A 12,692-nucleotide genomic window follows, 5' to 3' on the forward strand; every position below is an offset into this window, starting at 1 on the left:
ATATAATTCTATTTCCAACAACAAACAGAAGGATTCATACAATTTTATATGCTTTACCCTCTGTTTTTTTGGAAATGATTTTTCTTTGTTGCACCTTTGTAAGGCTTATAGAGAAAGACGGAGGGATTAGACCCTGCGAAGTCTTGGCAACCTGTGCTTACAAGGTGCTAAATTCTACTGGAACCGAACCATTGATTCCGGAAAGATAAGTTGAATTCGTACAACACCTGAATTCCGAATAAGCTTTGTATGTAATGAGTTCGGCACTTGTTTAGGCTTTCGCCTCTATCAAAAATAGCTTATTACCTACTCATATGATTTTTTGTTAAATGAACATTAGAGAAGAATTAGAAAAACGGATCCTAATTATTGATGGTGCGATGGGCACTATGATACAGCGATACGTTTTGACTGAAGAAGATTTTAGAGGCGAGCGCTTCAAAAATCACCCATGTGATGTAAAAGGGAACAACGACTTACTAAACTTAACCCGTCCCGACATCATTAAAGCGATACATACCGAATACCTAAAGGCCGGTACTGATATCATTGAGACCAACACTTTTAGCACACAGCGTATTTCACTGGCTGATTACCAGATGGAAGAGCTGGATTATGAGATGAGCTTTGAAGGCGCTAAAATTGCTAAAGAAGCGGCAAATGAATTTATGGCGGCCAACCCCGACCGTAAATGTTTTGTTGCCGGGGCTGTAGGGCCAACCAACAGAACCTTGTCTATCTCTCCAGATGTAAATGATCCTGGTTTTAGGGCCATTACCTTCGATGAGCTGGTTGATGCTTATGATCAGCAGGTTCGCGGATTGGTTGATGGAGGCGCGGATCTACTGTTAATTGAAACCATTTTTGATACTTTAAATGCCAAAGCTGCCATATCTTCTATTAAAAAGTATGAGACAGAAATTGGCCGTAAAATAGAGATCATGATCTCAGGCACGATTACCGACGCCTCGGGAAGAACTTTAAGCGGACAAACCGCTGAAGCATTCCTAAATTCGGTGATCCACGCAAACCCATTAAGCATCGGGTTTAACTGTGCATTGGGGGCTAAAGACATGAGACCGCACATTGAAGAACTTTCGGCAAAAGCCCCTTGTTACGTTTCGGCTTATCCAAATGCAGGGTTGCCAAACGAGTTTGGTGCCTACGATGAAATGCCGCACGAAACGGCTCATCTGGTAGGAGATTTTATCCAGCATGGCTTTGTGAACATAGTTGGCGGCTGCTGTGGTACTACTCCAGATCATATCGGATGTATTGCTGCGAAAGCAAAAAATGTAGCCCCTCGTAAAATCCCACATATTAAACCTTATATGCGTTTAAGTGGATTGGAGCCGGTTACCATTACACCTGAAAGCATTTTCGTAAACATTGGTGAGCGTACCAACATTACCGGATCGCCAAAATTCTCTAAACTAATTCTGGGTGGAGATTTTGAAGCGGCCTTAACCGTTGCCCGTCAACAGGTTGAAGGTGGAGCACAGGTAATAGATGTGAACATGGATGAGGGGATGATCGATTCGGAAGCTTCGATGACGAAATTCCTGAACCTGATTGCTTCTGAACCTGACATTTCTAAACTACCAATCATGGTCGATTCTTCGAAATGGACTGTAATTGAGGCTGGATTAAAATGCTTGCAGGGAAAAGGAATTGTAAACTCGATCTCGCTTAAAGAAGGAGAAGAGAAATTTAAAGAGAGTGCCCGCAAAATTATGACTTACGGTGCTGCCGTAGTAGTAATGGCTTTTGATGAGCAGGGACAGGCTGATAATTTTGAAAGAAGAAAAGAGATCTGTAAAAGATCATACGATATTTTAGTAGATGAAATCGGCTTTCCACCACAAGACATTATTTTTGATCCAAACATCCTAACGGTTGCGACCGGTCTGGAGGAACACAATAACTATGCGGTAGATTTTATAAATGCTACCCGTTGGATTAAAGAAAACCTGCCTTACGCAAAAGTGAGTGGTGGGGTATCCAATATATCTTTCTCTTTTAGAGGAAATAATACCGTTAGAGAGGCGATGCACTCTGCATTTTTATACCACGCCATTCAGGCTGGGCTGGATATGGGAATTGTGAATGCCGGAATGCTAGAGGTTTATCAGGAGATTCCACCTGAGCTGCTTGTACTGGTTGAAGATGTTTTGTTGAACCGTAGGGATGACGCTACAGAAAGATTGGTTGAATTTGCAGACACTATCAAATCGAAAGGAAAAGAGATCGTAAGAGATGAAGAATGGCGTAAAAATCCAGTTGAAGAAAGACTTTCTCATGCTTTAGTTAAAGGGATCATTGAGTATCTGGACGACGATGTGGAAGAAGCGCGTCAGAAATATCCAAGGCCAATTCAAGTAATTGAAGGTCCTTTGATGGATGGAATGAACATTGTGGGTGACCTTTTTGGTGCCGGAAAAATGTTCTTACCACAGGTTGTAAAATCTGCCCGTGTAATGAAAAAAGCAGTGGCTTATTTACTGCCTTTTATTGAGCAGGAGAAATTAGACAATCCTGATCAGGACCAGAACTCATCTGCAGGCCGGATATTAATGGCCACCGTAAAAGGTGATGTACATGACATCGGAAAAAACATTGTAGGTGTTGTTTTAGCTTGCAACAACTTCGAAATTGTAGATATGGGTGTAATGGTGCCTGCACAGGATATCATTAAAAAAGCCAAAGAAATAAATGCTGATATTATTGGTCTAAGCGGCTTAATCACCCCTTCATTGGATGAGATGGTTCATTTTGCCAAAGAAATGGAACGTGAAGGTTTTACCATTCCATTGATGATTGGTGGCGCGACAACTTCCCGGATCCATGCAGCCGTAAAGGTGGCACCAAACTATTCTGGTCCGGCGATACATGTTTTAGATGCTTCGAGAAGTGTAACTGTTGCTAGTACATTGATGAATAAAGACACCAGAGATGAATATATCTCTGGTATCAGGGCTGAGTATGATAAAGCACGTGAAGCACATTTAAACAAGCGATCTGACAAACGTTTTAAAACCATTGAAGAAGCACGTAAGGATAACTTTAAAATAGATCCGGCACTAGTGGCCCCTGCTCCTAAATTTACAGGAACCCAGGTATTTGAAAATTATCCTTTAGAAGAACTGGTACCATACATTGACTGGACGCCATTTTTCCAAACCTGGGAACTTCGCGGAAGCTACCCTAGGATACTGGAAGATAAAATTGTAGGTGATGAGGCCAAGAAATTATTTGCTGATGCACAGGCCTTGTTAAAAAGAATTGTTGATGAGAAATTGTTAACTGCAAAAGCAGTAATTGGTTTCTGGCCAGCAAATGCTGTGGGTGACGATATTGTATTGGATGTTGAAGGTAAAGAGGTGGTGATCCATACTTTACGCCAGCAGGCAGAAAAAACCGCCAATCAGCCTTACTATGCACTTTCGGATTTTGTGGCCCAAAAAGAGATAGGTGTACCTGATTATTTCGGCGGCTTTGCCTTAACAACCGGCATAGGTTGTGATGAGCTGGTTGCTGAATTTGAAGCTGCTTATGATGATTACAACAGTATTATGGCTAAAGCATTGGCCGATAGGTTGGCAGAAGCATTTGCGGAAAGAATGCATGAACTGGTGAGAAAAGATTATTGGGGATATGCCAAGGATGAGACTTTAGATAACGAGGCGCTGATAAAAGAAGAATATTCAGGTATTCGTCCGGCGCCAGGTTACCCTGCTTGTCCGGAACATACCGAAAAAGGTACTTTGTTTGAACTATTGGATGCTGAAGCTAAAATTGGCCTTCGTTTAACGGAAAGCTATGCCATGTACCCTACTGCAGCAGTAAGCGGGTTTTATTTTGCTCACCCACAATCGAGATATTTTGGATTGGGTAAAATTACGAAAGACCAGGTTGAAGATTATGCAGTAAGGAAAAACATGCCACTTGAAGAAGTTGAAAGATGGCTGAGTCCTAACCTGGCGTATTAAGAGTCCTTTCCCTTTCTCCTTCGTCATGCTGAATTTATTTCAGCATCTCGCAAGAGAAAGATAAGTAGCTACTGAGAGATGCTGAAATGAATCAGTATGTGATGAACCACAAAAACACTAGACATAACCAAGGAAACTAATGAAAATTATAGATCATATAAATAATGCCAAGGGTAAAACCTTATTCTCATTTGAATTATTACCGCCTATTAAAGGACAAAGTATCAAAGGAATATTTGACGCGATAGATCCTTTAATGGAATTTAACCCTCCTTTTATTGATGTAACCTATCTACGCGAGGACTATATTTATAAACAACATGCAAATGGTTTATTGGAAAAAGTGGCTTACCGCAAACGTCCAAGCACAGTAGCAACCTGTGCTGCCATTATGAATAAGTATAAAGTTGATGCTGTGCCTCATTTAATTTGTGGCGGTTTTACCAAAGATGAAACAGAAAATGCTTTGATCGACCTTCAGTTTTTGGGTATCGACAATGTATTGGTATTAAGAGGTGATGCGCGTAAAAGTGACAATGCCTTTATTCCTACACCTAACGGTCATGCTTACGCTTCGGAACTACTCCAACATGTGGCAGATATGAATAAAGGTAAGTACTTGCATGATGATATGGAAAGTGCAGAAAAAACAGATTTTTGTATCGGTGTGGCTGGCTACCCTGAAAAGCATTTTGAATCGCCTAACCTGGATACAGATTTCAAATGGCTGAAGCACAAAGTAGACACTGGTGCTGACTTTATTGTAACCCAGATGTTCTTCGACAATAATAAATATCAGGAATTTGTTGATAAATGCAGGGCTAATGGAATTAATGTACCTATCATTCCGGGATTAAAACCAATTACCAGCAGTAAACAGTTGATCAGTTTACCTAAAATATTTCATCTGGACATTCCTTTGGAATTGAGTGAAGCTGTACAAGCTTGCAAATCAGAAAAAGAGGTAAAAGAAGTGGGTATTGAGTGGATGATTAACCAATGTAATGAACTTAAGGCAATGGGCGCACCGGTATTGCATTTCTACACAATGGGGAATCCTGAGCCTACAAAAAGAATTGCACGCGCAGTCTTTTAAATTATATACAAAAACAGTGTATACTATTATCCTGAGTTTCTGAACCAATTCAGGATGATAGTTTCGCTGGAGCCTATAAAAAAGCCTTTCCCTGTTTTTTGGAATACTCTTTGTATATTCACATAACGTAAAACTTATTTTTATATGAAAAGGCTGATGCTATTTACAGTTGTGATTGCGAGTTCTCTAGTGTCCTGCACGACCATGAAGTCCGGAACTATAGGCAATGGTGGATTATCTCAATTGGGCGGCACCTGGGAGCTTAATTACATATCAGGACCAAGAATAGCGTTTAATGGGCTGTACCCAGGTAAAAAACCGATCATTAAGTTTGACATTGCCGAGAAAAGATTTAGCGGCAACACCAGTTGTAATTCTTTCTCTGGACAACTGATAGCGGACGATGCTACAATCAACTTCACAAAACCCTTTATGATGACAAAAATGGCCTGCCCCGGTGAGGGAGAGACCACTTTTGTAGAAATGCTTAAAAAAGCAAGTAATTATACGATAACCAGCGACAGTACCCTGAATTTTATGATGGGTGATATTGCCATTATGCGTTTTAGTAAGAAGTAATTAGGTAATTTTTAAAAGATTCAAACGCAGTATCCATAGCTGTAGCATGTTTTTGCTTTGCAGCCAGACTTTTTACTTGTTCAGGAATCTCAATCTTAGCTTTCATCTCTTCAGGAAAAACATCCGGAAACTTACATGCATGTGCGGTAGATAGGAAAACGCCTGCAAAATCTTTATCGCCTGTTTCCTTTCTGTATTCCTGTAAAGCCTTCCAGGCAATTGCCGTGTGTGGACATGCGATATAATCAAAATCATTGTATATGGTTTTCATTCCTTTCAACGTTTCTTCGTCCGTATAACGATAGCTTTTCAATACTTGCTGTAAGGCTGATTTATCATTTTGAAACATATCCATGATTCTTACCCAGTTACTTGGCGCACCTACGTCCATTGCATTGGCGTAAGTTTGCACCGATGGGCGAGTTTCATATATACCTGTCTCCAGAAAACGTGGAACGGTATCGTTTACATTCGTTGCCGCTATAAATTGCTTTACAGGCAAGCCCATTTTATAGGCCAATAAACCAGCAGCGATATTCCCAAAATTTCCACTTGGCACCACAAATACAACCTCTTTTTTACCTTGCTTTTTCAATTGAGCATAGGCATTGAAATAATAGAATGTTTGCGGGATCAACCTGGAAATGTTAATGGAATTTGCCGAAGTCAAACGGAACTTACTATTGAGTTCATCATCAGCAAAAGCTTGCTTTACGAGTGCCTGACAATCGTCAAAAGTTCCATCTACTTCAACAGCATGGATATTCTGACCATTGGTACAAAGCTGTAATTCTTGTATATCACTCACCTTTCCTTTAGGGTAAAGGATGGTTACGCGGGTGTTTGGCACACCTAAAAAACCTAGCGCTACGGCACCGCCGGTATCCCCGGAAGTAGCCACCAATACATCAAGCGTTTTCTCGTTATCTTTTAAAAAATAAGCCATGATCCGGCTCATAAATCTTGCACCAAAATCTTTAAAGGCCAACGAAGGGCCATGAAAAAGCTCCAAAACATATTCATTGTCGGCCAGCTTTACTACTGGAGCATCAAAATTAATTGCATCATCAATGATATTTTTAAGGTCTTTGGCTGGTATAGCATCTTGCAATAAAGTTGAGGCCACTTTAAAAGCAATTTCAGGTAAACTGAATTGATCGATTGTATCGATAAATTCCTGATCCAATTGCGGAATATGCATAGGCATGTACAGACCTTTGTCTGCCGGCATGCTGTTAAATACCGCGGTAGGGAAATCAACACTTAAGTTATGGTTGTTGGTACTATATAATTTCATTTTGTTCTTCCTTCTATTAATCTAAAATTACCGGTCCTTTTTTATTTACTTCAGAAACAAAGGCCAGGCTATTAATGGCAATGTTTTTTAAATGATGCTGTAACTTTTGAGTAATCCGATTCGCTGTTTCTGCATCTTTTGTAAGTGCAAATACAGATGGTCCTGAACCAGAAATACCAAAACCGATAGCTCCACTTTCCATAGCCAAGGCCCTAAGTATTTCGAAATCAGGGATCAAAATAGAACGGGTTGGCTCTACCAATATATCAGTCATGCTACGCCCAATCAGATCGTAATCATTCATAAACAATCCGCTTACCAATCCGGCAACATTACCCCATTGCGTTACTGCATCTTTTAAGTATACCTTTGAACGGATCATCTGACGGGCATCTTTAGTAGGCACATCTACCTCAGGATATACAATTGCAGCATGCAGATCCTGTGGGAAAGGCAGACTAATGATATCCAACGGGCTGTAACTTCTGATCAACACAAAACCACCCAATAAGGCCGGAGCCACATTATCGGCATGTCCGTATCCACAAGCCAGCTCCTCCCCTTTCATTGCAAAAGGAACAAGCTCTCTATTCGTCAACTGATTATCAAACAAAGTATTGATGGCAAAAAGACCGGCGACTGTACTAGCGGAGCTTGAACCCAACCCACTACCTATCGGCATTTTTTTATGCAGCTCTATCTCGATACCTGCATCGGGCCTACCAATATGTTCCAGGTATTGCTTTGCAATGGCACTAACGGTATTCTTGTCAGGATTTAAAGGCAACCGGCCTTCGTCACCGGTAATTTTTAAAAGCGACACTCCCGGTTTATCTGTCAAACGCATGATCACCTCATCACCTGGCTCGTTTACCGCAAAGCCAAGGACATCAAATCCACATACTACATTGGCCACAGTGGCCGGGGCAAAAACTTTTACTGATTTTCTCATAACCTATTATCTTTTACCCACGTTTATAATGTCTGCAAATACACCAGCGGCTGTTACTTCAGCACCTGCACCTGGACCTTTAACTACTAATGGACGTTCTTTATATCGATCGGTAATGAATGAAATGATGTTATCACTGCCCGAAAGCATATAGAAGGGATGCGAGTCATCAACCATTTGAAGGGTGATAGAAACTTTACCATCTTCCAGTTTACCGATATATCTTAATACTTTATTGTTTTTTGCAGCTTCCTGCTTTAAGTTTTCAAAATGCGCGGCATTCTTTTCCATTTCTTGATAGAAATCGGCTACGCTATTGGCGGCCAGACAAGCGGCCGGAAGCATACTTTCTATGGCAACATCCTTTTCTTCCAAAGCATATCCTGCATCGCGGGCAAGTATTAGCATTTTGCGCATGAAGTCTTTACCGTTCAAATCATCTCTAGGATCAGGCTCTGTATAGCCCAAATCCTGAGCCTCCTTTACCACCTCATGAAATAACCTGTCGCCTTTAAAATTATTAAAGATGTAAGATATCGTACCCGATAAGATGGCTTCGATACTGGCAATCCTATCGCCACTAAGCATTAAATCTTTTAGTGTACGAATAATCGGCAGACCAGCTCCTACGTTAGTCTCGTAATAAAACTCTACCCCATGCTTTCTGGCAGCTTCTTTAAAAGCTACATATTGATCATACTCCGCCGAGTTCCCGATCTTATTGCAGGTAACCACGGAGATGCTGGATTGCAACACATCCAGATAAAACTGAATGGGGTTATGACTAGCTGTATTGTCTACAAATACACAATTGGCTAAGTTCATGTTTTTCATCTGTTTGATAAATTCGCCCAAATCAGCTTTGTCCCCCTGCTCTTCCAACACGTTTTCCCAGGTAGTCAAATCTATACCATCGGGATTCAAATACATTTTGCGGGTATTGCTAACACCCATCACTTTTACCTGAAGATCATTGTTCTTCGCCAGGAAAGGCATCTGGTTTTGTAATTGCTGGAACAAGGTTTTTCCGATATTACCGGTACCCAGACAAAATATATTCAGTGTTTTTTTAAGGTCTGAGTAAAAGGCATCATGAACAGCATTTACTGCTTTAGAAAGATCTGCTCTTGATAGAATTACGGAGATATTGTACTCTGAAGAGCCCTGTGCAATGGCTCTTATGTTTACGCCATTTCGGCCAAGGGCACTAAATAATCTTCCTGAAATCCCAGGTGTACGTTTCATGTTTTCGCCTACAATAGCCAAAATTGAAAGTCCGTTTTCTACTTCAGGATACTCTAATTTACGGGCCTGAAGCTCCAATTCAAATTCCTTACTAATCAGCGCTAATGCTTTTAAGGCATCTGTCGGTTTAACTGCAAAAGTAATGCTATGCTCTGATGAGGATTGTGTAATCAGCACGACATTTACCTGCTCTCTGGATAAAAGAGAAAACAACCTTCCGCTAAACCCAGCTTTGCCCACCATACCACTTCCTGAAAGGTTTAGTATGCTGATTTCATCAATAGAAGAAATTCCTTTTATAGGCAGACTAGAAGCTTGTGCGCCATGTTTGATATAAGTACCAGGAAAATCTACGTTGAAAGTATTTTTAATTACAATTGGTATTTTCTTTAAAAACGCTGGAGTCATGGTTGGCGGATAAATCACCTTAGCTCCGAAATAAGAAAGCTCCATCGCTTCAATATAACTTAACTCGGGTAATGAAAACGCTTTTTTAACAATCCTCGGGTCGGCGGTAAGCATCCCGTCGACATCTGTCCAGATTTGAATTTCCTCAGCATTTAATGCAGCACCCCAGATAGCAGCAGTATAATCGCTACCACCACGACCTAATGTAGTGACGCGTCCGTCCTCATTACTGGAAATAAAACCGGTAACAAAAAGCAATTTATCTTTATTGGACTCATAGAAATCTCTGATCAGCGTTTCGGTAAGCTGCGTATTAACTTTTGCTTGTCCGAAATTGCCATCTGTTTTGATGAGCTCGGCACCATCTACATAAACTGAATTGGCAAAATACTGACGGGCGATATGACTAACCATCACATTCGAGCAACGCTCGCCATAGCTCAAAATCAGATCTTTGGTTTGCAGGCTCAACTCGCGAAGGGTATATACCGATTGCAGGATGTCTTCCAATTCGTTGAAATAGATCTTTAGTTTAGTCAACACTGGATTTTGTGCCCCTGCAGGCAGCAATGCACGGATCACTTCGAAATGTTTGGTTTCTATCTCCTTAAGTTGATCGGCATAATCCGCTCCACTTCTGGCATTTTCTGCCATCAGCAATAGGGTGTTGGTTACGCCCCCCATTGCAGAAAGAACAACAATAGGGTTTTCAACTCCCGTCTCCTTCTTGAGTATATCCATCAGCGCGCTAATGCTTTGCGCTGAACCGACAGAAGTACCTCCAAATTTTAAAATATTCATAGTTGTTGGTTAAAAAAAAAGCGCCTTCCCGTATTAGAGGAAGGCGCTTTTTTGTGGTTGTTATATTTTCATTTTCAGCCCACTAGCTTACCTTCCTCCGTCCTATGCCGGTGGTTGTGGTAATCGTAGTAATGGTTGAATTGTTATACATTGTATTTCTTACACTATCTTGTAACTGGCAGTAAAGTAAAGTTATATTTTTCTAATTAGCAAATGTTTATAAAAATAAATTATTAGTAGGTCGATTTAGTAGGAATTATAAATTCCTACATTTTCTTACCTTTACGCATTATATGCAAGGATTAGTAATAAAATCAACAGGAAGCTGGTATCAGGTGCACGCCGAAAATGGACTTGATTATGACTGCCGGATAAAAGGCAAGTTTAGGATTCAGGGTATCCAAACCACCAATCCTATTGCTGTAGGTGATCAGGTGGAGTTTGAACTGGAACCTAATTCAGACAACGGTGTGATTAACAAGCTGTACGACAGACGGAATTATATCATTCGTAAATCTATCAACTTATCTAAGCAAGCTCAAATCATTGCGGCAAACCTTGATCAGGCTTTTTTGGTGGTTACACTAGCATCTCCCCGTACCTCATTGGGATTTATAGACCGCTTTTTAGCTACGGCTGAAGCATATGACATTCCTGCGGTACTCATTTTTAACAAACTTGATCTTTTTAATGAAGACGGTTTGACGATTTTAGAAGAATATAAGGCCATTTATGAGCATATTGGCTATCCATGCTATACAGTTTCGGCACTTGAAGGCACCAATATTCCATTGATTGAAAGTTTATTAAAAGATAAAACGACCTTGTTTTCTGGTCATTCGGGTGTAGGAAAATCTAGCTTAATCAATGCTTTATTACCTGGCCGAAGTATCAAAACTGGTGAAATATCTGAAGCGAGTGATAAGGGACAACACACCACTACTTTTGCGGAAATGCACACCTTACCATTCGGTGGCTATCTGATAGATACTCCAGGGATACGTGAACTGGGCATATATGACATTAAGCCAGAAGAGCTAGGGCATTATTTCAGGGAAATGAGAGCCTTGATGAACAAATGTCGTTTCAACAACTGTCGCCATGTAAATGAACCTGGCTGTGCCGTTGTTAAAGCGGTAGAAGATGGTGAAATAGAATTGAGCAGATATGAGAGCTACCTGAGCATCTTCCATGGGAATGAAACCAGAGCGTAAATTATGAGGGCAGTTATACAAAGGGTTACAACTGCAAGTTGTATTGTAGCGGGGAACACTACTGGTGCTATCGATCTTGGCTTTTTAGTTTTGCTTGGCATTGAAGATGCAGATACACAGGAGGATTTGGAATGGCTTGCCGGAAAAATAGTGAATATGAGGGTATTCGGAGATGAAGAAGACCTGATGAATAAGGCTTTGGCTGATGTTGATGGGAATATTTTACTGATCAGCCAGTTCACCCTTTTCGCATCTACTAAAAAAGGTAATAGGCCCGGTTTTACACGAGCCGCCCGCCCAGAAAAAGCAATTCCTCTTTATGAAGCCATGATTAAGCAGCTATCCTTACTATTGAACAAAGAAATACAAACCGGGATATTTGGTGCGGATATGAAGATCAGCCTGGTAAATGATGGCCCGGTAACGATTACTATCGATACAAAAAATAAAGAATAATATGACCATAGCAGAGGCACAGGAAACGGTAGACCAATGGATCAAAACAACCGGCATCCGTTATTTTAATGAACTGACCAATACAGCAATTTTGATGGAAGAGGTTGGTGAAGTGGCACGAATCATGTCGCGTAAATATGGCGAACAATCTTTCAAAAAAAGCGATGAGGCCGTAGATCTGGGCGATGAGATGGCCGATGTTTTATTTGTATTGATCTGTCTGGCCAATCAGACTGGAATCGACCTGACTGCGGCAATGGAAAAAAATCTGATTAAAAAGAGCATCAGAGATGCCGACAGACATAAAAACAACGACAAGTTGAAATAGGATGTAAAAAAAACGGAGTCAAAATAATGAGGGCACTGAAAAAGTTCCTCATTTATGAGCCAGCTTAAGGAACGATCAAGTAGAACATGTTTTTTACTTGATCGTTTTTTTTATTGAACAAAGTTGAGATTTCGTTATACTGATTTTTTGATCAATATATACCTGTCTTTTTCGAAGGATAAATAAGCATTTTGGTTGCAATTGACTGGATTTAACTCAGATTTATTGAATATTAGATCAGTTTTAGGATTCTTTTTAAGTTTACGGTAAAAATTGCCATAGCCCCCTGCATTTCCATATTCTGTATTCCATAGGAAGTCGCACGTC

At 40.5% G+C, this 12,692-nt stretch carries 10 protein-coding genes and 1 riboswitch; of the genes, 6 read left to right on the forward strand and 4 right to left on the reverse strand.

From position 1 onward, the window contains the following. Nucleotides 1-102 precede the first annotated feature (102 nt). A riboswitch (SAM riboswitch) is annotated at nt 103-212 on the forward strand. Between the two features lie 117 nt (nt 213-329). From metH to EZ444_RS21045, 3 genes are all read left to right on the forward strand, one after another. Further along, nucleotides 330-3,989, forward strand: a complete 3,660-nt coding sequence (metH, locus tag EZ444_RS21035) for a methionine synthase (RefSeq protein WP_131611118.1) — start codon at nt 330-332, stop codon at nt 3,987-3,989. Nucleotides 3,990-4,128: 139 nt separating this feature from the next. Beyond that, on the forward strand, nt 4,129-5,085 hold the full coding sequence (metF, locus tag EZ444_RS21040; RefSeq protein WP_131611119.1) for a methylenetetrahydrofolate reductase [NAD(P)H]: 957 nt from the start codon (nt 4,129-4,131) through the stop codon (nt 5,083-5,085). A gap of 144 nt (nt 5,086-5,229) precedes the next feature. After that, nucleotides 5,230-5,664, forward strand: a complete 435-nt coding sequence (locus EZ444_RS21045) for an META domain-containing protein (RefSeq protein ID WP_131611120.1) — start codon at nt 5,230-5,232, stop codon at nt 5,662-5,664. Here the strand turns inward: EZ444_RS21045 and thrC are convergent. From thrC to thrA, 3 genes are read right to left on the reverse strand one after another with little or no spacing between them, the layout of a single operon-like run. After that, nucleotides 5,651-6,961 (reverse strand): threonine synthase, encoded by a 1,311-nt coding sequence (gene thrC, locus EZ444_RS21050; protein WP_131611121.1) that lies wholly within the window; start codon nt 6,959-6,961, stop codon nt 5,651-5,653. The genes EZ444_RS21045 and thrC overlap by 14 nt on opposite strands. 16 nt (nt 6,962-6,977) lie before the next feature. Continuing rightward, on the reverse strand, nt 6,978-7,913 hold the full coding sequence (locus EZ444_RS21055) for a homoserine kinase (protein WP_131611122.1): 936 nt from the start codon (nt 7,911-7,913) through the stop codon (nt 6,978-6,980). A 6-nt stretch (nt 7,914-7,919) separates the two neighbouring features. Beyond that, nucleotides 7,920-10,367: a bifunctional aspartate kinase/homoserine dehydrogenase I gene (gene thrA / locus EZ444_RS21060; protein ID WP_131611123.1), complete on the reverse strand. Its 2,448-nt coding sequence runs from the start codon at nt 10,365-10,367 to the stop codon at nt 7,920-7,922. A 293-nt stretch (nt 10,368-10,660) separates the two neighbouring features. Here thrA and rsgA point away from each other — a divergent pair, with 293 nt between their 5' ends. Genes rsgA through EZ444_RS21075 form a run of 3 tightly spaced genes read left to right on the forward strand, consistent with a single transcriptional unit; the run spans nt 10,661 to nt 12,365 of the window. Beyond that, the gene (gene rsgA / locus EZ444_RS21065; protein WP_131611124.1) at nt 10,661-11,581 is read left to right on the forward strand and encodes a ribosome small subunit-dependent GTPase A; all 921 of its coding nucleotides are present in this window, start codon (nt 10,661-10,663) and stop codon (nt 11,579-11,581) included. Between the two features lie 3 nt (nt 11,582-11,584). Next, nucleotides 11,585-12,037, forward strand: coding sequence for a D-aminoacyl-tRNA deacylase (gene dtd, locus EZ444_RS21070; protein ID WP_131611125.1), 453 nt, complete (start codon nt 11,585-11,587; stop codon nt 12,035-12,037). Between the two features lies 1 nt (nt 12,038). Then, the gene (locus tag EZ444_RS21075; RefSeq protein WP_131611126.1) at nt 12,039-12,365 is read left to right on the forward strand and encodes a nucleotide pyrophosphohydrolase; all 327 of its coding nucleotides are present in this window, start codon (nt 12,039-12,041) and stop codon (nt 12,363-12,365) included. 134 nt (nt 12,366-12,499) lie between these two features. On the opposite strand, the gene EZ444_RS27460 is transcribed toward EZ444_RS21075, so the two are convergent. Continuing rightward, a partial coding sequence (locus tag EZ444_RS27460) for a hypothetical protein (protein WP_205945321.1) occupies nt 12,500-12,692 on the reverse strand: 193 nt, incomplete at its 5' end.

The organism is Pedobacter hiemivivus, from assembly GCF_004331685.1.
GTDB classification, from domain to species: domain Bacteria; phylum Bacteroidota; class Bacteroidia; order Sphingobacteriales; family Sphingobacteriaceae; genus Pedobacter; species Pedobacter hiemivivus.

What these genes read in the sequence shown, in the direction of transcription:
- metH (WP_131611118.1), top strand. Translation starts at nt 330, where the DNA reads ATGAACATTAGAGAAGAATTAGAAAAACGGATCCTAATTATTGATGGT.
- metF (WP_131611119.1), top strand. Translation starts at nt 4,129, where the DNA reads ATGAAAATTATAGATCATATAAATAATGCCAAGGGTAAAACCTTATTC.
- EZ444_RS21045 (WP_131611120.1), top strand. Translation starts at nt 5,230, where the DNA reads ATGAAAAGGCTGATGCTATTTACAGTTGTGATTGCGAGTTCTCTAGTG.
- thrC (WP_131611121.1), bottom strand. Translation starts at nt 6,961, where the DNA reads ATGAAATTATATAGTACCAACAACCATAACTTAAGTGTTGATTTCCCT.
- EZ444_RS21055 (WP_131611122.1), bottom strand. Translation starts at nt 7,913, where the DNA reads ATGAGAAAATCAGTAAAAGTTTTTGCCCCGGCCACTGTGGCCAATGTA.
- thrA (WP_131611123.1), bottom strand. Translation starts at nt 10,367, where the DNA reads ATGAATATTTTAAAATTTGGAGGTACTTCTGTCGGTTCAGCGCAAAGC.
- rsgA (WP_131611124.1), top strand. Translation starts at nt 10,661, where the DNA reads ATGCAAGGATTAGTAATAAAATCAACAGGAAGCTGGTATCAGGTGCAC.
- dtd (WP_131611125.1), top strand. Translation starts at nt 11,585, where the DNA reads ATGAGGGCAGTTATACAAAGGGTTACAACTGCAAGTTGTATTGTAGCG.
- EZ444_RS21075 (WP_131611126.1), top strand. Translation starts at nt 12,039, where the DNA reads ATGACCATAGCAGAGGCACAGGAAACGGTAGACCAATGGATCAAAACA.